Origin of the sequence: Streptomyces sp. VNUA24 (assembly GCF_029167005.1) — a bacterium.
GTDB classification, from domain to species: domain Bacteria; phylum Actinomycetota; class Actinomycetes; order Streptomycetales; family Streptomycetaceae; genus Streptomyces; species Streptomyces scabiei.
In genome coordinates, this window is record NZ_CP119143.1 from 238,897 (window position 1) to 260,531 (window position 21,635).

A 21,635-nucleotide genomic window follows, 5' to 3' on the forward strand; every position below is an offset into this window, starting at 1 on the left:
TTCGTTCGGCTCCGTCGTCATGGCGTCACCGTTCCCCGGTCGCGGGTGACCAGCGGATGCAGCAGGGCGCTCAGGGCCGAGGCGCGCTGGTCGTCGGAGGCCGAGGGCCGACCGGGCGGCGCCTCCTGCTCAAGGGCGGCGGGCCGGCCCGGCGCGGCCGTGGCCGTGGCTGTGGCGAGCGCGGCCGCGATGTCGTCGGCCGTACGGACCCGCATGAACAGGGACGGGTCGACGGTGAGACCGCCGCGCTGTTCCAGGGCGGTGGTCAGCTCGGCGATGACCAGGGAGTCCAGTGCCAGCGCCTGGAGCGAGCGGTCGCCCGGGTCCTCCCCCAGAACGTGCACGAAGGCGTCCCGCACATGCCCGCGCATCTCCTCCCGGTCCCGTCCACCGGTCGCCGGTGCGGGGATCACGGTACGGATCTCCGTGACCGCACCGTACGCCCCGCGCCACGCCGCGCCCTGCGCCGATGCGGCGGGAACGCCGGGCTCCGTGGGCGTGGGTGTGGGTGTGGGTTCAAACGGGGGCGTGGAGGTGGGCGCGGTGCCGGGGAAGACGACCGCGCCGCCCGACCGTAGGTGGTCGAGGAACGCGTCCGCCGCCTCATGGGTGCCGATGGAGTGCGCGGCGGAGTAGGACGCGTCCGCCTCCATGCCGGTGCCCGTCCAGTTGGGCCAGGCGTGCGCGGTGACCGTGGTGGCGATGCCGTTCTCGCGTTCGGCCAGCGCCAGTTGGTAGGCGTTGGCGAGGCCGTAGTCGACCAGGCCGCGGCCGGCCCGGGCCTGGGTGCCTGCGATCGAGGAGACCAGGACCGCGAAGTCGGCGCCCTGCTCCTGAGCAAGCCGTACGGCGTTCAGTGAGCCGGGGATCTTCGGGGCGACCACCTTCGTGGCGTCGCTCCACGGCCGGCGGTGCATCGCGCCGAACGGGTTGACCCCGCCGGAGCAGTGCACGACACCGAGCAGCCGGCCCCAGCGCGCCCCGAACTCCCGCGCCACGGCGGCCAGGGCCGACGCGTCGGACACGTCACAGGGCAGGTACGCCACCTCGGCCCGCCCCGACAGCTCCCGCAGCGGTTCGGAGCGGGTCTCGTCGATCACGGACCGCCCGACCACGCCGACATGACGCGCTCCCCGGTCGACGAGCCGCCGGACCAGATGCCGTCCGACAGCGCCGAGTCCGCCCGTCACCAGGTAGTACCCGTCCCCGGACGGCTCGTACGCCGGACCGGGCGGGGCGGCGACCGTGTGCGGCACATACCTGATGCCGTGGCGGTAGGCCGCGAAGGTGCCGGAGTACGGGTCCGTGCCCGGCTCGGCGTCGGGGCCCTGGGGCAGCGCCGCGTACTCGGCGGCGACCTGCCGGGCCCGTACGTCCGCCGGGTCGGCCGGGTCCAGGTCGACGACGGCGGAGTGCTTCCGGCTCTCCGCGCAGGCCGCCCGTACGGCCATGGCCATGGCGGCGGCCTCCGGACGCAGCCGCCCGCGTTCCGCCGCGTGCACGGCCGCACTGTGGTGTCCCACCCACAGCAGCCGCCCGTGGGCGGGCAACGCCGCGACGAGGGCGCCGAGTTCGGACCAGAACGCGCGCAGGTCGTAGGGCTCGGCGGACTGCGGGGTCGGAGTGTCCATGACGACGATCGTGTCCGCGACGACGGTCGTGTCCGGGCTCGAAGGGGTCTGCTCGGTCCGAACCGTCTGCCCGTTCCGCCCCTCCTGAGCAGCCTCCTCGACGAACGCGCCCTGGTCGCGGAGGGCGGAGGTGAGCGCGTCCCGCAGGGCGGGGTCCGTGGTGACGAGGCGCACGGAGGCCTGTCGCGACGCGGGAGCGGGCGGCGGCAGTTCGTCGGTGCGCCACTCGGTCCGGTGGGCTTCGGGGCGGCGCCCGGCCCGTGCTTCCGCCTTGGGCTGGTGCATGTGCCAGTGCTTCTGCGCGGCGAACGGGTACGTCGGCAGGTCCGTGACCCGTGCTCCCGGCGCGGAGAGCGCCGCCCAGTCGAGGTGCGCGTATCCGGCGCGGACCAGGACGGCGACGGCGGTGTGGCGCTGCCGTTCCCCGGCCGGAGCCCAGTCTCCCCGGGCCTGTTCGCGGGCCTGTTCGGCGGTCAGGCAGCTGTCGGCGCGGGCGATCGGCACACGGCCTGCGGCGACCGCGCGCAGCGCCGTCGCCAGCGCGGCGGCGTCGGGCCCGCTGACGGCCGTCTGGAACTGCAGGGGCGCGCGGCCGACGTTGGCCGTATGGCAGAGGTCGGCGGTCTCCCAGTCGTCGCGTGCCGCGTCGAAGCGGTCCGCGTAGGTGGCTGCGAGGGCGCGCACGGCAGCCTTGTCGACGCCGGTCACCCGTACCAGATGGTTGCCCAGGGCCGCCCCGGCGCGAACCGGCGCCGCCGGTGGCTCTTCGACGATGACGTGGGCGTTGACGCCGCCCATGCCGAACGCGCTGATCGCGGCCCGCCTCGGGTGACCGTCTCGCGGCCAGGCCCGTGGGCGGTCGGCGAGGTAGAAGGGCGTGTCCTCGAAGCGGATGTGGTCGTTGGGGCGGGTCACGTGCAGCGTCGGCGGGATCACCTCGTGCTCCATCGCCAGCAGCACCTTCACCAGACCCGCCAGACCGGCGGCCGGCTCCAGATGACCGATGTTCGACTTCAACGATCCGATCGCACAGAACTGCGCCCGATCGGTGTGCTCCCGCCATGCCCGGGTCAGCCCCTCGACCTCGATGGGATCCCCCAGCCCCGTCCCCGTACCGTGCGCCTCCAGCAGCCCGACCGTCTCCGGCGAGACACCGGCGTCCCGCAGCGCCCCGGCGATGACGTCCCCCTGCGCGCGGGCACTCGGCACCGTCAACCCGCTGGTGCGGCCCCCATGGTTGACCGCGCTGCCCCGGATGACACCGCGCACCCGGTCCCCGTCCCGCAGGGCGGCGGCCAGCGGCTTCACCACCACCGACACCACTCCCTCACCCGGCACGAACCCGTCCGCCGCCGCGTCGAAGGCGCGCGACGCGCCCGAAGGTGACAGGGCCCGCAGGTTCCTCATGGCCACGTAGTGCAACGGCGACATGGCGACCCGGACACCCGCGACGACGGCCTGTTCACACTCGCCGTTCCTGATGCTGCGCACCGCCGTGTGCAGGGCCACCAGGGACGACGAGCAGAGCGTGTCCACCGTCATGCTCGGGCCGCGCAGGTCGAGGAAGTGGCTGAGCCGGTTGGCGAGGAAGGCGTTGTGGTTGCCGAGGCCGCTGTGGGCGTCCAGTTCCGGCGCGATGTTGTAGTCGCGGTAGTGCTGGTAGCTGGCGCCGACGAACACGCCCGTGGACGAAGGGAGTCGACGTGGCGGCAGGCCGGCCGACTCGCATGCCTCCCAGGTCGTCCGCAGCAGCCAGCGGGCCTGGGGGTCGAGCACCTCGGCCTGCTTGGGGAAGAAGTCGAAGAAGCGGGCGTCGAACTCCTCGACGTTGCCGAGGAAGCCGCCGACGTCGGACTCCGTGCCCTGCGCGTACGTTCCCCAGCGGTGGGCGGGCGCGGGGCCGATCTCCGTGCCGCCCCGGGTGAGCAGCGACCACAGCTCCGTCGGGTTCTGGGCCCCGGGCAGGGCGAGGGCGAAGCCGATGACGGCCATGTCCTTCGGGTCGGGCGTCGGCTCGACGGGGACGGCGGGCGTGGTGAGGGTGACGGTCCGTCCAGGCACGTCGTCCTGCCCGCGCCCGTCGGTCTGCTCGGGCACGTCGGTCTGCTCGGCGACCCGTGCGGCCAGGGCGCGGCAGTCCGCCGCGTCCAGGACGTCCGTGGGGCTCAGCCGCACACCGTGGGTCTCCTCGATGTCGGCCGCGATGGCCGTGGCGAGCATGGAGTCGAGCCCGGCGGAGGACAGCGAGGTGGTGGGGGTGACGCTCGGATCGTGCAGGGTGTTCCGCACGAGGGCGAGCACCGAGGCCTGGATCGCGGCCCCGGGGGCGGACGAGGACGCGGTCACGGCCGGCCGGGGCGCGTCCCGCCGCGGCTCCTCGGTCACGTCGGACGCGTCCTCAGCGATCACCGTGCGGTACTCCACGTCCTCAAGGCACACCAGCACCCTGCCGTCCGCGGCCAGCAGGGTGGCGTGGCCGCGTCGTACCCCGTCCGGCGCGGTGGCGTCGGTGTCGGCGTCGAGCAGCACGTAGGCCGTCCGCGCCGGATCGTGCCGCCGTACGACCCGTCCGATGGACACCGGCAGATAGGTCGCCGCCGTCGCGGACGGGTCGGCCAGGGTCAGTACGGCCATGCTCTGCAGGGCGGCGTCGAGGGCGACCACGGCCTTCTCCAGGTCGTCGCCGGTGGTGCCGCCGACCCGGGCGAGCACGCGGGCCGGCCCGAAGCGCACGTCCGTGAGGGAGCGCAGCGGGGCGGCGAAGTCCATGCCCTTGGCCGCGAACCAGGCGTACAGGCCCGTGGGGTCCAGCGTCCGGTCGAGGCCCGCGCGGAGGGCGTCGATGTCCTGGGTGCCGGTCGGGTCGACGAACCCCTCGTCCGCACGGCCCGTTTCGAGGCGGGCGACGATCCGGTCGCCGTACCGAAACGTGACCGGTCCCGTGCGGGTGGGATCGTCCAGGTCGCTGGCGAGGGTGTGGAGTCCGGTCCCCCGGCCCACGAACGCGATCCGCCGCAGGACGTCGGCGCTCCCGAGTGCCAGGGCCGCCGTCAGCGCCCCCGGCAGCGTCGCCTCACCGAACACGCGGTGTGCCCGGGACAGCCGGTGGACGGTCGCGGTCACGTCTGCCGTGCCCGTGACCGCCTGCCGGCTCGCCCGTTGGTACGCCCGCTTGTCCGTCTCCCTGTCCGTCCTCTCGTCCGTGTTCCGCGTCCTCGTGGAGTCCGTCGCCATGAGTTCCGTCCTCTGGAGGTCCGTCTTCTGGAGGTCCGTCCGGAAGGGGTACGGCGGCAGGGCGATCCGTCGCGTGGGCGTTCCCTCGTACACCCGGTGCCAGTCGACGGTTCCGCCACCGACGTGGAAGAAGGCCAGTGCGGTGCGCAACCGGTGCTCCGGGACGCGGAGTTGGTCCGCGAGCCGTTCGGCGGTGTGCGAGGTGAAGGGGGCCAGGCGGGCGGCGAGCGCGGCGTCGGCCGTACGGGCACCGCTCTCCAGGAGTGTGCCGCCGCGCAGGACGGCACCCTGGGCCTCGCCGCCCCGGCGGACGATGTGCGCCAGTCCGGCCGACAGGTCCCCGGCTGTGGAGCCGAGGATCGCGACGCGGTGCCGCAGGTGGTCGCGGCCCACGGCGGCCGAGCGGCAGAGCACGCTCGCGGCGGACGGCTCGGCCCGCAGCAGCTGTTCCAGATCCGCTGCGCGCCGGGCCAGTGCCTCCGGCGTGTGCGCGGACAGGAGCAGGAGGTGTCCGCCCAGGCGGGAGGGTGCGGGGGTGTGCTCGGCGGGCGGTACGGCGGAGTGCCCCTCGTACTGCTCCACGACGATGTGCGCGTTGGTGCCGCCCATACCGAAGGCGCTGATCCCCGCACGGCGCGGCCCGTCCGAGCGCCACGGCCGGGGTTCCGTCGGGATCACGAAGGGTCCGCCGGTGAGGTGGAGGTGCGCGCCGGGGCTCTCGTAGCCGGCGAGGGGCGGAATCTCGCCGTGTCGCAGGCATAAGAGGACCTTGATCAGTCCGGCGAGTCCGGCGGCCGGCTCCAGATGACCGATGTTGGCCTTCACCGAGCCGATGTGCACCGGCGTACGGCGGTCCGGGTCGTCGCCGAACACATCGGTGAGCGCGGCGATCTCGACCGGGTCGCCCAGCCGGGTCGCCGTGCCGTGGCTCTCGATCAGGGTGATGTCCGCCGGGGCCACCCCGGCGTCGTCGAGGGCGGCGCGGACGACGGCGGTCTGGGCCTCGCTGCGGGGCACGGGCAGAGCGCTGCCCCGGCCGCCGTGGTTGACGGCCGTCCCCCGGATCACACCCCAGATGCGGTCGCCGTCGCGCTCGGCGTCCGCACGACGCTTGAGCATGACGGCGATCGCTCCCTCGCCGGGGACGAAGCCGTCGGCACGGTCGTCGAAGGGGTGCGGCAGGGTCTGGGACAGGGCTCCGAGCTGGCTGAGGCTGCGGTAGTACCAGGGGGTGAGCCCGACGTGGCAGCCCGCCACGATCGCGGCGGCGCACGTTCCGGCGCGCAGCGCGGCGACCGCCTGCTGGACGGCGACGAGGGAGGAGGAGCAGAAGGTGTCGACGGTCTGCGAAGGGCCCGTCAGATCGAGCGCGTAGGAGACGCGGTTGGCCAGTACGGCGTTCAGGGAGCCGAGCGCGGTGTGCGGTCCGACGCTGTCCAGGCCCTGGGCGTCGCGGTGGTGGGTGTACGTGGCCCCGACGAAGACGCCGATGTCGCGGCGGCCGACGAGACCGCTCTCGTCGCGTACCGCCCAGGCGTGTTCGAGCAGCAGCTTCTGCTGGGCGTCCATCTCCTCGGCCTCACGCACGGAGATGCCGAAGAACGACGGGTCGAAGCGGTCGATGTCGTCGAGGAAGGCGCCGGTGCGGCAGTAGGTGCCCGTCATATGGGGGCCGCGTTCCTCGAAGTGCGCGTCGATGTCCCAGCGTTCGGCCGGGATCTCGGTGAACGCGTGTCTGCCGGAGCGCAGCAGGGGCCACAGACCGGCGATGTCGGGTGTTCCGGGCAGGTCGCCGGAGACGGCGACCACGGCCACGTCCTTGTCCCGCCCGGTCTCCGCCCGCCGGGCAGGGGCGGCGGCAGGAGCGGCCTCCGGCTCGGGCTCCCGCACGCCCTGTGCCGCCCGCGCCTCCTCTGCCTCCTGTGCTGCGTGTACATCGTCCGCCGCCGGTTCAGCGGTCTCCCCGGCGGCCGGCTTCCGTACCGCGCCGGCCGCGCCGTACCGGTCCGTCAACGCTCGTGCCAGTTCGGTGAAATCGCCGTGTTCCAGGAAGAGGGTGGCCGGGAGGTGGAGGTCCCAGCGGCGGGACAGTTCCTCCGACAGTTCGACGCTCATGATGGAGCTCATGCCGTAGTCGGCGAGGGGGGTACGGCGGTCGAAGGCGGCCACGCCCAGCCGTTCGCCGAGGAAGCGCTCCAGTTCGTCCTCCACCCGCTCCCGGCCCTCGTCGGCGTGTACGACGCCCGTGGTGTCGGGCCCAGGCTCCGCGTCGTCGGGGTGGGCGACGACCACCTGACGGGCGTCTGTGCCCAGGACGGCGATCAAGGCGTCCAGGGCCTCGGTCGTCCTCAGCGGCCGGACGCCCCGGCGGCGGAGCTGGTCCGCGACCGCCGTACCCATGCCGACCTCGCCCCACAGGCCCCAGTCGACGCTGAGCCAGGGCGTGCCGTGCGCGTGGGCGAAGGCGTCCAGATAGGCGTTTGCGGCGGCGTATCCGCCCTGACCGAGGTTGCCGAAGGTGCCGGAAACGGAGGCGAACAGGACGGCGAAGTCGAGGTCCGTTCCGTCCACGGCGGCGGCGAGTTCGCGGACGCCGTCGACTTTGGGCCGCATGACCGCGTCGATGTCCTCGGCGGTCGTGGACCGGATGAGTCCGTCCTTGAGGGTGCCCGCCGCGTGGACCACGCCGTGCGGTTCGCCGTGTTCGTCCCGGACGCGTTCCACGACGGCCCGCAGCTGACCAGGGGCGGTGATGTCGGCGGCGTACGACACGACGGCGCAGCCCGCCGCCTCGATCCCGGCCAGCCGGGACCGGTCGGCGCCCGCCGTGCCGCTCCGGCTGACGAGCGCGACGAGTCCGGCGCCCTCCTCGGCGAACCGGCGGGCCACCTCCAGGCCCAGTCCCCCGTGCCCGCCGAGCACGAGGTAGCGGCCGCCCCGCCTGATGGGACCGCTCGCCGGGCGGTCCGGCACATCGAACGAGCCGAACAGATCGAACAGTCGGACGGGCTCGTGACGGACGCCGTGCCGGTAAGCGACCTCCGTGGGACCCTCGCCGAGTTCCGCCGCGAACGCGTCGACGCCGGCGGTGTCGTCGAGGTCGATGAGCCGGAGGCGCAGGCCGGGGTACTCGATGGCGGCCGTCCGCACGAGACCCCACAGCGCCGCGCGGGCGGGCACGGGCGTGTCGTCGTCCGCCACCGGCTGGGCGTGCCGGGTCACCACGAGGAAGCGGGACTTGCGTTGCCGCTCGCCGAGCGTCTTCAGGGCGGCGAAGCACCCGTACAGTCCGGCGCGGAGGTCGGAGGCCTCCGTACGGTCGTCGGTCGCTCCGGTGGCGTTGCACAGGTGCACGACTCCCGCCACCGGGTCGCCGATGTCCTGCCACAGCCGCCGGAATCCGTCCTCGTCGGCGTGCGGCAGGACGAGGTGGTCGCGGTCCCGCGCCGGGTGTGCCGGGGACGTGCCGAGGCCGGCCTCCACCACGCGGGCGCCCTCGGCGCGCAGCTGCCGGGCGGTGTGCCGGCCCAGCGCGTCGCCGTGGTGCAGCACCACCCAGGTGCCTTGCGCGGGCTCGCGCTCCGGGCCGGGCGCGGGCCGCCAGTGGATGCGGGAGAGCGGCTGGGCGGTCCGCCCCGAGGGCTCGGCCCGCCCCGAGGGCTCGGTGGCCGGGGCCATCGCGGTCGTACGGCGCATACGGACACCGTCGAACTGAGCGGCGATCTCGCCGCCCGGCCCGAGGATCACGGCGTCGGCCGTCGAGTAGGCGCCCTCGACCCCGGTCCGGCGGACCAGGACCGTGGCCCCGGACGACAGGGCCGACAGATCGGTGTGGACGGCGACGCGTGCCACGCCGATCGGTAGCATGGGCCGGGGCGCGGTCGTGCCCGGGAGGTCCTGGAGCGCGCAGCTGACGACCTGGAACACACCGTCCGTCAGCAGGGGGTGGGCGAACCACGGCATGGGCTCGGCGTCGCTGCGCAGGACGGCCCGGGCGGTGCCGTCGCCGACGGTCAGCTCCCGGACCGTACGGTAGTCCGGCCCGTACCGCAGTCCGGCGCGCGACCAGCTGTCGTACAGGTCGTCCGAGGTGATGGTGCGTGTGCCGGTCACCCGGGGGACGGACCCGGGTGCCGAGCCGTCCGGAAGCCGCCGGCCGCGGCCGGTGGACAGCTGTTTGCGTTCCCCGGCCACGACGGTGCTCAGTTCGAAGCGGATGTCCGGGCTGGTGTCCGGGCTGATGTCCGGGTCGTGGGCGATGTCGAGCCGGACGGCGGCCGTCGCGTCGTCGGCGACGGTGAGGGGCCTGAGGAAGGCCACGTCGGTGAGTTCCAGCGGAGTGAACGGCCCGAGCCCGGCGACGCCCACCATCGCCATCTCCAACTGCACGGCGGCGGGCAGCAGTCCGGTGCCCGCGGCGCGGTGCTGGGCGATGAAGGGTTCGTGTCCCGCGAAGGTCTTCTCGTAGGTCTCGGCTCGGTGCGTCACTGTCCCTCGCTCCGGTGCTCGTAGTGGCGGTCGAACAGCGGGTGGCTGACGGCCTTCGTCACGGCGCGGCGGCGAGCGGGGGGCGCGGCCAGCGGCTCTCGGTGGAACGGATAGGTGGGGATGGTGGTCGTGCGGTGCCGCTTGCCCTCGTGGAGCGCGCTCCAGGTCAGGTCGACGCCCGTGCGGTTGTGGTGGGCGGCCAGGGCCGTGTGGAGCTGGATCTGGTCCTCGCGCCCTCGGTGGAGCGTGGTGAGCCAGACGGGGTGCGGCTCACTGAGGGTCGTACGGGCCAGGGGCGTGAGATGGGGGTGGGGCCCGATCTCCCAGACGGCCTGCGGGACGGTCTCGGCGAGCACGGTCAGGGCCTGGGCGAAGCGGACGGGCCGGCGGATGGCCTCGGCCCAGTGCGCGGCGTCGACGGCGGAGTCGGGTGTGTGCCAGGTCCCGGTCAGGGTGGAGACGAACGGAATGGCGGGCGGCTTGAGGGCGGTGGCGGCCACGGCCCCGGCGAAGGGTGCGACGGCCGGTTCCATGTCGGCGGAGTGGAAGGCGTGGCTGACCGGAAGGAGCTGGGTGCGGTGCGGGGTCTGCTCGCGGAACCGGGCGAGCGCGTCGGCGGGGCCGGTGACGGTGTGGACCTGGGTCGCGTTGTAGGCGCCGATCTCCAGGCCGGGGTGGGCCCGCAGTGCGGCGGTGAGTGTGTCGATGTCGGTGTGGACGACGGCCATGGCGCCGGTCGAGGGCTGGTCGTCCATGAGCCGTCCGCGCAGGGCGGTGAGGCGGAGCAGGTCGGGCAGGGAGAGCACGTCGGCGGACCAGGCTGCGGTCAGCTCACCGAGGCTGTGCCCGGCGACGGCGTCGGGGCGCACCCCTGCCGCTTCCAGGTACCGGACCAAAGCCACCTCGACGCTGACGATGGCGGGTTGCGCGTACCGGGTCTGGTCCAGCAGGTGCCGGGCGTCGCCCCACAGCAGGTCGAGCAGCGGGATGTCGGTGCAGGGCGCCAGGAGGTCGGCACACTCGTGCAGCGCGTCGCGGAAGTGCGGTTCCGTGGTGTACAGGTCACGGCCCATGCCGGGGTACTGGGAGCCCTGGCCGGTGAAGAGGAACGCCGTGGTGGCGGGCTTGCCGCTGTCCCGGACGACGGGGGTACGGCCGGCCGCGACCTCGATGAGACGGTCGGCCAGTTCCCGGGGCGTGGCCCCCTGTACGGCGACACGGTGGCGCTGGGCGGCGCGGCCGGTGTTGGCGGTGAAGGCGAGGTGACCCAGCCGGTCCTCCGCCGTGCGGGCCACCTGTTCGGCGTAGACACCGGCGAGGGCGCGCACGGCGGTCTCGTCGGCGCCGGTGACCCGTACGAGATGGCTGTGCTGGGCCAGGTCCGCCGGAGCGGGCGTGTCCGGTGCCTCTTCGACGATGACGTGCGCGTTGACGCCGCCCATGCCGAAGGCGCTCACCGCAGCGCGGCGCGGTCCGCCCGTACGCGGCCACTCCAGGGGCCGGTCGGAGAGGTAGAAGGGGGTGCCCTCGAAACGGATGTGGTCGTTCGGCCGTGTCACGTTCACCGTCGGCGGGACGACCCCGTGCTCCAGCGCCAGCAGGACCTTCACCAGTCCCGCGAGGCCCGCCGCGGGTTCCAGGTGGCCGATGTTGCTCTTCAGGGAGCCCAGTGCGCAGAACTGCGACCGTGCCGTGAAGCGGCGCCACGCGCGTGTCAGCCCCTCCACCTCGATCGGATCGCCCAGTCCGGTGCCCGTGCCGTGGGCCTCGACCAGACCGATCGACTCCGGTGACACCCCGGCGTCCGCCAGGGCCGCGGCCACGACCTCCTGCTGTCCCCCACCGCTGGGAACCGTCAGTCCGCTCGTCCGGCCGCCGTGGTTGACGGCGGTCCCCCGGATCACCCCGCGCACCCGGTCCCCGTCGCGCAGCGCGGCGGCCAGGGGCTTCACCACGACCGACACGACCCCCTCGCCCGGCACGAACCCGTCGGCGCCGGCGTCGAAGGCACGTGAGCTGCCGGTGGGCGAGAACGACCTGAGGCGTGAGCCGAGCTGGAAGTACTGGGGCGACATCCCCAGGTGCACACCGGCGACGATCGCCTGCTCGCACTCCCCGCCCCGGATGCTGCGCACCGCCGTGTGCAGGGCCACCAGGGACGACGAGCAGAGCGTGTCCACCGTCATGCTGGGGCCGTGCAGGTCGAGGAAGTAGCTGAGCCGGTTGGCGAGGATCGCGTTGTGGTTGCCGAGGCCGGCCGCGGTCTGGACGACGTCGTCGACGACCACGTCGCGGTAGTGCTGATAGCTGGCGCCCACGAACACGCCCGTGGAGCGGTCCGGCTTCCCCGCCAGCCCGGCGTCCTCCAGGGCACGCCAGGCCGACTGGATCAGATGCCGCTGCTGCGGGTCGATCCACTGTGCCTCGGCGGGTGACAGCCGGAAGAAACCGGGGTCGAAGTCGGTCAGCCCGTCGACGAAGCCGGCCCGCCTGAGGTACACGGTGCCGGGGGTGCCGTCGGTGCCGTAGTAGGCGTCGACGTCCCAGCGGGAGGCGGGTACTTCGCTGAGGCAGTCGTCACCGTCGAGCAGGACCCGCCACAGTTCGTCGGTGTCGGCGGCGTTCGGGAAGACGCCGTCGACACCGATGACGGCGATGTCGTGCCGGTCCGGGTCGGCCGCGCCGGTGGCCCGCGTCGCGGGAACGGCGAACGGCTCTGCCACCGGGGCGGGTTGCTCGTCCCGGGCAGCCGCTTGTGGGGCGTCGTACAGCTCGGCGGTGTACGTGGCGTGCGTGGCGTATGCGGTGTCGCCCGGGTCCACGGTGTACAGGGTGTCTTGCAGCCCGGTGGTGGACGCGGTGTCGTCGGGGACGGTGGTGACGCCGTACTCCTCGCGGAGTTCGGCGGCGAGCCGGTCGACCGATCCGGTTTCGAGGACGAGGGTGACGGGGATGTCGACGCCCAGCTTGGCGCGGATGTCCTGGGCCAGCGCGACGGCGAGCACGGAGTCAAGCCCCTGCTCCTGCAACGGGCGGTCCGGTTCGAGGTCGTCGATGCCCGTCTCCAGGGCGTCGGCCACCCAACGGGCCAGGGTGGCGTCGAGACCGTCGCCCCGTCCGGGACGCGGGGGCACCGGCCGGTGACCGTTGCTCTCGACGGCCGTGGCCATGGGCCGACCGGAACCGGCGCCGACGCCCTGGGCCGCGACGGGTCGCGGGGTCCCGGCCGACGGCGTGCTCGACAGCCGCTTCCAGGTGATGCCACGGGCTTCGAGCACCGGCTCGTCGCCGTCGAGGATCACCAGGCTGGCGGTCAGCAGACCGGAGTCGGGACCGGTCTCCCGGTCGCGCCGGGCGTACACACGGGCCGTGGCAGGGACCCGGCCGAGGACCGTGAGCCGTTCGACGGTGAACGGCACATACAGGCCCCGCGCACCGCACGCGGTGAGAGCGACCTGGAAGGCGCCGTCGAGGAGCCGCGCGTCGACCACGCCGTCGAGTCCGGCTTCGGCGCGGAGCACGCCCGTCGCCCGGCCGGGTGCGGTGGAGAGGGCGGCGACGGTCCGGTAGGCGGAGCCGTAGGCGAGTCCGTCGCGTTCGAACGCGCGATAGAGCGCGTCGAGTTCGACGGTGGTGAAGCCGTCAGTGCGGGCGTCGGTGAAACCGTCGCCGGACGGGGGGACGGGAAGCACCGGCTGTTCCGGCGGGGTCAGTTCGGCGGTGCAGACGACAGCGCCGTCGCCGTCGCGGAACGTGACCCGTGCTCCCTCCAGTTCGGCGGACAGGGTCGCGGGCGTCTCGACGGCCTTGCGGAACGTCACGTCGCGCAGGCCGAACCGTTCACTGCCGACGAGCTCCGCCACCTTGCCGGGGTAGGCGGCACCGGGCAGGGTCGGCCTGCCGAGGACCACGTGCTCGGCGGCCTCGGGGAGCCGCGCCCACGAGTCGGTCGTACGGCCCCTCGCGGCGGCCTGGCCCGACTCCGGGACCGTCGGCTGCGGCTGCTGCTGGGGCTGCGGCAGGGGCTGCGGCTGCCCGGTGGGCTCCAGCCAGAGGTACTTCTCGTCGTGCGGCGCGGTCGGGAAGCGTACGCCCGCCCGGCCTGGCCCGGTGGAGAGGTCCGCGCCGGCGGCGAACCGCCGTGCCGCCTCACCCAGTTCCTCCCGGCCCGCTCCGTCCCGGACCGTGGCCTTCTCCGTGCGCGGCCCGTTGCCGTCGGCCAGTCCCGGGTGGAGGGAGCGGACTTCGTCCACGCCGGCCAGGAACAGCCGCAGCTTGTCGTCGAGTTGTTCGAGACTGTCGACGACGCAGGCGAGACGATGAGTCGCCGCCGGGCGTCTGCGGCTCGCCTCGCTCAGTGAGGTGAGGGACGGGCAGTACGGGGAGCGCAGCATCAGCACGAGGCGGTGCGCCAGGGTGCGCAGCGCCGCGTCCGACGCCGCCGACAAGGTCAGCAGCCGGGGCAGCCGGTCGTGGTCCGCTGCGGCCCGCGTGGCGTCCGTGACGGGGGGCGCGGCCTCGACCACCACATGGGCGTTGGCGCCGCCGAAGCCGAAACTGCTGACACCCGCGATCCTCGGCCCGTCCCAGGGCAGCGGCCGGTCGGCGACGAACAGCGGCGAGGCCGCGAAGGCGAACGCCTTGTTCAGGGTGGTGAGGTTGAGGGACGGCGGGATGGTGCCGGCCTGGAGGGCGAGGACCGTCTTGATGAGTCCGGCGATGCCGGCGGCCGGCTCCAGATGGCCGATGTTCGTCTTCACCGAGCCCACGGCGACCGGATGCGTGGCCTCCTCGCCGAGCACCGCGTGCAGCGCTTCGAGTTCGATGAGGTCACCGAGCTGGGTACCGGTACCGTGCGCCTCGATGTAGCCGATGTCGCCGGGGGTGACGCCGGCTGCGGCCAGTGCCTTGCGCAGTACCGCCGCCTGGGCGGGCCTGCTCGGCGCGGTGAGGAACCCGGCGCTGCCGCCGGTGTGGTTGACGGCGGTGCCCCGGATCACGGCGAGGACCGGGTCCCCGTCGCGCCGGGCGTCCGCGAGCCGCTTCAGTACGACGACACCGCAGCCCTCTCCGCGGACGTAGCCGTCGGCCCCTTCGTCGAAGGCCCGGCACACGCCCTGGGGGGACAGCATGCCGTTGCGTGCGAAGGAGCGTGTCTTGTCCGGTGTCAGGACCAGGTTGGCCGCGCCCACGACGGCGGCGTCGATGTCACCCGACCGCAGGTGCATGGCGGCCTGATGCAGGGCGACGAGGGACGAAGAACACGCCGTGTCGACGGCGAAGCTCGGTCCCGACCAGTCGAAGACGTGCGACAGCCGGTTGGCGACCATGGAGATCGCGGTGCCCGTGGCGACGTGCGGGTCACCGTGGCCGATGCTCCGTGCCACCAGTTCCGGGAAGTCGCTCGCGATCGTGCCGATGAACACGCCGGTGTCGGCGCCGAGCGACACATGGTCGTGGCCGCCGCTCTCCAGCGCCTCGGCGGTCACGCTCAGCAGGACGCGCTGCAGGGGGTCGAGGCGCCGGGCCTCGCGGTCGGTGAGACCGAAGCGCGCGGGGTCGAAGTACTCGACGCCGTCGACCCAGCCCATCGGCGCCTCGTCGGCGTCGTCCGCGCTCCACAGGTGGGCCCAGCCCCGCCTGCCCGGCGGCGCGTCCCCGACGCTGGAGACGCCGTCGGCCAGATTGCGCCAGAACTCGTCCGGCGTGGCAGCGCCCGGGAACCGGCACGCCATCCCGACCACGGCCAGCGCACCACCGTGGGTGTCCTCCCGCGCGGGTCCGGGGTGGGCGGGTCCGGGGGTTGCGGGCCCCGCCACGGCCGTCGAGGGGCTCGCTTCCGCCGCCGCCTCCTCCTCCATCGTCTCCTGCCCGCGAACGGCGGCCGGGGCGGAAGCGTGCCTCTCCGGCCGCGACTGCGGATCCGGCTCCGGCTCCGGCTCCGGCTCCGGCTCGGCGATCCGCACCAGGCCGTCGGCGGCCAGCAGCCGGGCCAGCCTGGCCGGGGTGCCGGTCGCGAAGACCGACGGAGGGGTGACCTCCGCGCCCAGCTCACGGCTGAGACGTACGGCGGCGACGGTGACGTTGGCCGAGTCGCCGCCGAGGTCGAAGAAGTTGGCGTCCGAGGCGAAGGCGGGCTCTCCCACGGTGTCGGCGAAGACGCGCGCGACGAGTGCGGTCAGCGCCTCCGTGGTCAGGCCGGCGATCGCGGCGGCGACAGCCGGGGCTGCGATCTCAGGTGCCGGGGCGGCGGCTTCGGGTGCCGGAGCGGCGGCCTCGGACACCGCCCCGGTGAGGGCCGCGTCGGCGCGCAGGACCGTGTCGCGTGTCGGCAGGGGCAGCCGGGCCCGCGCCACCTTGCCGTTGTCGGTCAGGGGCAGCGCGTCGAGCCGTACGTACGCGTCCGGCACCATGTACTCGGGCAGCGTGGCGCCGACGAACTCGTCCAGCCGGGCCTTCGTCGGTGCTGCGTCGCCGACCAGATAGGCGGTCAGACGCGGTTCGCCCCGGCCCTCGAAGCGGGCGGCGACGACGACGGCCGCCGTGATCCCGGCGAACCGTTCCAGCACCTGCTCGATCTCGGCGGGCTCGATACGGTTGCCCCGCACCTTGACCTGGGCGTCGGCGCGGCCGAGCCATTCCACGGCGCCGTCCGCGTGGAGCCGTACCTCGTCACCGGTCCGGTAGAGGCGCACCCCGGTGACGGGATGGACGGTGAAGGCGTCCGCCGTGAGGTCGGGCCGGTGGGCATATCCGCGGGCGAGTCCGGCACCGGAGATCCACAGCGAGCCCGTCGTACCGGGCGCGCACGGCTCCAACCGCTCGTCCAGGACGTGCAGTTGCTGGTTCGGCAGCGCTTCGCCGAGCGGGACGAAGTCGCCCACGGAGGTGACGCGGTGGGCGGAGGTCCAGATGGTGGCCTCGGTGGGGCCGTACAGATTCCACAGGGCGCGGGCCGGGGCATGTAGGCCCTCGGCGACGCTCCGCGGCAGCGCTTCGCCGCCCGAGAGGACGGTGAGACCCGCAGGCGGGGTCCACCCGGTCGCCAGCAGGAGCCGCCACATGCTCGGCGTGGCCTGGGCGACGGTCACCTGGTCGGTCAGTTCGGCCAGGCGCTGCGGATCGCGGGCCGTCTCGCGGGAGGCGAGGACGACCTCGGCGCCGACGGTCAGCGGGAGGAGGAGTTCCAGCAGGGAGATGTCGAAGGCCACCGTCGTGTGGGCGAGTACGGCGTCCTGGGCCGAGGAGCCGAGCCGCTCCCCGATCCCCGTGAGGAAGTTGGCGAGGGCCCCGTGCTCGATCTCAACGGCCTTGGGGGTGCCCGTGGATCCGCTGGTGAACAGGAGGTAGGCGAGGTCGTCCGTCTCGACCCGCGGCGGTACTGCCGGTGCCGAACCGTCCGCCTCGGGTAGGCGCAGGGTGGTGCCCAGTGAGGCGCCGAGGGCGTCGGTGGTGTGGTCGGTGAGGATCAGGTCGCACCGCGCGACCTCGGTGTATCCACGCAGGCGGTCCGTGGGGTAGGCCGGGTCGAGCGGGAGGAAGGCGGCGCCGGAGCGGAGGATGCCGAGGAGGGCGGGGATCAGGTGGATGCCCCGTTCGACCAGGACACCGACCACCGATCCGGACTCGATGCCCTGGTCGTGCAGACGGGCGGCGATCGCATCGGCCCAGGCGTCCAAGGCGGCGTAGTCGAGGGTGCGGGTACCGCTGCGGACGGCGGTGGCCGTGGGCCGTTCGGCGACCGCGGCGGCGAACAGATCGAGCAGGGTCGCGCTGCCGGATGCCGGCGTCTCCGCCGTATCGGTTTCCGTCGTCGTCCCAGTCGTCCCAGTCGTCGCAGTCGTCGCAGTCGTCGCAGTCGTCGCAGTCGTCCCGGTCGCCGCCGCGGCCTCGTCGGCTTCGGGGCGGGGCGCGGGCTGTGTCTCCTCGCCGTGGACCAGGGCGGCCAGGGCGAGGTCCTCGACGCGCTCGGTGAACTCCAGTGCCTCGTCGCGGCCCATCGCGGTGTCACGGACGAAGACCGTCGGCGGGCCGTCCCGCAGGCAGAGGAGGGCGATCTCGGTGTGCGGTTCGGCCGACGCCTCCTCCCCCGCGCCGCGTTCGAGGACCATGACATCGGTGAACGTCGGCTCCCCGGAGCCCAGGGGGCGTCCCGCGAGGCCGAGCCGGACCTCCAGGTCGGCGGCGTAGCCGTGCCGGGCGGCGGCCTCGTCGAGCTTGTCGCGCAGGGCGTCGGCGCTGTCGCCGTCGAACAGTACGGGGAAGCGCGCCGCGGCGATGCCATGGGTCTCCCCGGCCCGTGCGCGGGCGTCCGACGGCGACCAGGCGAAGTCGAAGGCCGGCTCGTCGGCGCGCTCGGCCACGACGCCGAGGAAGGCGTGGACGACGGCGAGCGCCTCGTCGCGGGAACCTGGGACGAACGCCATCTCGTAGCGGCCGTAGTGCGCCGCGCCGGCGCTGAAGTCGTCGACGGGCAGCCGTGCCGGACGCAGGTCCCGCAGCCGGGCGCGCCACCAGGGCTCGTGCGCCCGTAGCGGCTTCTGGGCGGCGGCGATGGCGGCGAGCCGTTCCTCGCCTATGGGCGGCAGGGGTGTGCCCTCGATCGCGCCGAGCCGCTGTGCGGCGGCCTGACCGCTGAGGGCGCTGCCGTCGACGGCGGTGAAGTCGCTGAGGACGAGGTCGGCGTCCGGGGCGGCGAGGGTCAGCGCCGATGTGGTCACCGACAGCACGGTGGTGTCCGTGCGGGGCTCGTCCCGGGGGATGAGCCTGATCTGCCGGGTGAGGACGGCGCCCTGTTCGGTGACGAGCGTGGGGATGCCGAGCGGGTTGGGGAAACTGCCGTAGTCCAGGGCCTTGGAGATACGGGCGGCCTCGGCGGCGGAGGTGCCGGCGTGGATGAGCCCGCCGGAGGCCATGCGGGCGGACCGCCGGTAGAACCGCCGTTCGCGGTCGCCGGTGTCGACGCCGTCGGGCAGGGTGCCCGCCACGATGTGCGGAACGAGGTCCTTGAACAGTTCGATGCCGGTCTCGGCGGTCTCGTACGTCAGGGAGAGCGCGGTGGAGTGGTCGCGGACCGGGAACCAGCGCTCCAGCAGGACGCCCCCGGCGTCCACGGCCTCCGTCATGCGGTGCCAGGTCGCCGCGTGCCGGGTCGCGCCCTCGTACAGGGCCCAGGCCGGGGCGTTGCTGCCTGAGTAGCGGGGTAAGGGGCCGTCGTGGAAGTTGACGGCGGCGATCTCGGGCAGGTCCAGGACGCCCGCGGTGAGGATGCGGAAGTTGACCATGCTGAACAGGTAGTCGAACTTCCGCTCGGAGAGCGTCGCCGTCAGGTCGCCGTGCGGATCGAGCACGGGCACGGTGTGTTCGCCGGCCCAGGCCACGGCGGCCGGGTCGTCGCTGAGGATTCCCTCGATGCGTACGCCCACGTCGAGCAGTCGCGCCGCGCACCGGGTGAGTACCCGGGTTCCCCCGATGATGTAGCAGTTGGTCGTCATGCTCACCCCTCCGCCGCGGCGGACTCGGCGGCGCGGGCGGGGTCGGTGGCGTCCGTGTCCTGTACGGCGTCGGCGGTGCGGGCGGCGACCCAGCCGTCGATCTGGGAGACGACCTCTTCGTCGAGGGAGAGCTGACCGGGGGTCCACAGCGGGTTGGACAGACCGCGGTGGGTGCGCTCGCACATCTCCCAGTCCTCGTAGTTCGCCTTGTCCCACAGGGCGAACACGGCTTCGTGGGAGAAATCGCTCTTGGCCGTCTCGGAGGGGTGGAACAGCCAGAAGTGGCGTACGAAGCAGGTGCCGGGGCTCTCGGGCCAGACCCACTGCATCATCACGTAGTCGGCGGTGAATCCGAGCAGCAGGTTGGGCAGGATGGTGATCCAGTTGATCCGCTGCCGGTCGGCGTCGGGCACGAGCGGCATGGGTGTGCGCCTGCTGTGGCCCGTCATGGACACGGAGTTGAAGCCGCCGCGGATGGACTGCCAGGCCCCGACGATGTCGCCTTCGAGGTCGTAGGTGCCCGCGTCGTCGAAGTCTGTGATGCGGTGCAGGTCCTTGTGCGCGGTCGGGAAGTGCAGGCTCTCGTTGACGTTGTGCGCGACGAGCTTCCAGTTGGAGGCGACCGGGTAGTCCTTGGCCTGGACGCACTCCAGGTCGGCGAGTTCGTAGACGCGCGCGAACTCCCCGAACTCCCCGAGGGCCTTGTCAAGGTCGGGGGCGTCGTCGGAGAAGGTGACGAAGACGACGCCGTGGCGGATGTCGGTGCGGATGGGCAGCAGACCGTTCTTCTCCTTCTCGAAGAAGTGGTCGAAGTAGGTGCCGTTGAGGCTCTTCAGTTTGCCGTTCCGGTCGTACACCCAGCAGTGGTAGAGGCATACGAGGCTCTGTCGCTTGCCGCTGGCCTCCTCGACGAGCTTGTAGCCCCGGTGCCGGCAGTAGTTGTGGTAGGCCTGAATGCCGTCGTCGCCGTGGAGGAGCAGGACGGAACCACTGCCGATGTTCAGGGTGCTGTAGGCGCCCTTCTCCTTGAGGCGGGAGACATGATCCACCGGGAGCCAGTGCCGGCCGTAGATACGGGACATCTCCCGCCGGAACTGCTCCTCACCGGTGTAGAACTCGTGCGACCGGCCGATGCCGCCGGACTCGAAGTAGGGCCGCTGCTCGGTCTGCTCGCTGATGAGGTCGAACATGCTGGACGCGCGTGTCATCTGCTGGGCTCCCTCGGGTGAGGTGCGTGGAAGGCGGTGGCGGAGCGCCGGGCCCCTGGGCCCGGGCGAGGGGAGTGTGCGCAGGGAGCCGTCGCGCCACCGGGCCGGCCGCCGCGGTGCGCGGGAACACCCGTCGCCACGCGGTGCGTGCCGTACGCAGGTGATGCCCGGGACTCGGCGCGGCGTGGGGTCACGGCGCCTGGCGCTCGGGGCCGCTTCGGCTGTCCGGTGCACGCCGGTCACTTCGATCGCTGAGGTCACTTCGCGGATACCGGGGCCCGCCCGGGGCCCCGGTTCCGGGAAGTCACGCGGTCGGGTCGTAGACCCGCTCCTCCTGCGGTACGCCCGCGTCGTCGTAGAGAGATTCCAGGGCCTCCGGCGCGTAGATCTCGTAGTCCGGGACGACGCCGCCGATCAGGCCGAGCATCTTGTTCGTCCACTCCTGGCTGGCGCTCATCGCGCTCATCGTCGCCTTGAAGAACGGCGGGAGTTCGGTGAGTTCGCCGAGCGTGGTGGTGAAGTCGTAGACTCCGGCGCTCTCCTCGTCACGCACCTTGTTGTACTCGGCCAGCGCCTCGTCCATCGGCCGTTCTCCGGACAACCCCTGATGGACGCGCTCGGCAAGCAGTTCACCGTGGAGGAAGGCGTCGGTGATGCCCCATCCTGTGTAGGGGTCCTTGTGGTAGCCGGCGTCGCCGACGAGGGCCCAGCCCGGGCCGTGGGCGCGGCGGTAGTAATTGTCGGGGTAGCGCATGGGACGGAAGTTCTCCTCGCGCCGCCCGCTCTCGCGCAGTTGGGCGCCCATCATCGGGTCGACGTCGTCGAAGACAGCCTGGAAGCGGCCCTCCACGTCCTGGCGGAAGTCCTTCAGCTGGCCGCGGGTACAGATGATGGCCAGCATGGTGAGCCCGTCGTTCGTGGGCCAGCTGCCGAACCAGCGCTCGTTGAGCCCCGTTTTGTGGTGCAGGCCCCAGTCGAGGCCGCTGTAGTACGAGTAGTAGACGAAGCCGGCCGCGGGGCGCACGTTGTACAGCGGCGCGCCGACCTTCTTCGCGACCGTGGAGTGGAAGCCGTCCGCGCCGATGACCAGCGAGGCCCGGAACTCCCGCTCCGGCCCGTCGCCCTCGCGTCCGCGGATGCCCGTCACCTGGCCGCCCGAGGCGATCACGTCGGAGACGGTGAAGCCCTCCAGCACCTCGGCGCCGGCCCGGCGGGCGGCATTGACCAGGATCTCGTCGAGGACGGTGCGGCGCGGGCAGTACACGGCGTCGACCCCGTCGACGGAATCGGCGAAGCCGTTGAGCTCGATGCCCCGGTAGGCGTAGTGCATCGTGCGGAGCGCCGGCGTCTTCGCCGCCACGATCTCGTCCAGCAGTCCCCACTCCTGGAGCTTCAGCAGCCCGGCCTGGTGGATGTAGTGCGTCGAGACGGTGTCGCTGGGAAAGGAGGACCGGTCCACCACAAGGACCCGGTGCCCGAGCCGCGCCAGGAGCATGGCGACCGGCGATCCGGCGCAGCGGGCACCCACAACAATGACGTCGTACACGCAATCCCCCATGAATAAGTCCAGCGCCTGAGAG

4 protein-coding genes are annotated in these 21,635 nt (G+C 73.0%); all 4 read right to left on the reverse strand.

From position 1 onward, the window contains the following. Positions 1-17 precede the first annotated feature (17 nt). Positions 18-9,353 (reverse strand): SDR family NAD(P)-dependent oxidoreductase, encoded by a 9,336-nt coding sequence (locus PYR72_RS00975; RefSeq protein WP_275453357.1) that lies wholly within the window; start codon positions 9,351-9,353, stop codon positions 18-20. Next, on the reverse strand, positions 9,350-18,847 hold the full coding sequence (locus PYR72_RS00980; protein ID WP_275453358.1) for a polyketide synthase: 9,498 nt from the start codon (positions 18,845-18,847) through the stop codon (positions 9,350-9,352). Before PYR72_RS00980 ends, PYR72_RS00975 begins: the two co-directional genes overlap by 4 nt. Positions 18,848-18,849: 2 nt before the next feature. After that, positions 18,850-20,055: an aromatic ring-hydroxylating dioxygenase subunit alpha gene (locus PYR72_RS00985; protein WP_275453359.1), complete on the reverse strand. Its 1,206-nt coding sequence runs from the start codon at positions 20,053-20,055 to the stop codon at positions 18,850-18,852. Between the two features lie 304 nt (positions 20,056-20,359). Continuing rightward, a complete protein-coding gene (locus PYR72_RS00990; protein ID WP_275453360.1) occupies positions 20,360-21,613 on the reverse strand; it encodes an NAD(P)/FAD-dependent oxidoreductase in 1,254 nt (417 codons plus the stop codon). Positions 21,614-21,635 lie beyond the last annotated feature (22 nt).

Bases quoted from the DNA above. Each gene is read 5' to 3' on its own strand.
- PYR72_RS00980 (WP_275453358.1), bottom strand. From the start codon at position 18,847: ATGACGACCAACTGCTACATCATCGGGGGAACCCGGGTACTCACCCGG.
- PYR72_RS00985 (WP_275453359.1), bottom strand. From the start codon at position 20,055: ATGACACGCGCGTCCAGCATGTTCGACCTCATCAGCGAGCAGACCGAG.
- PYR72_RS00990 (WP_275453360.1), bottom strand. From the start codon at position 21,613: ATGGGGGATTGCGTGTACGACGTCATTGTTGTGGGTGCCCGCTGCGCC.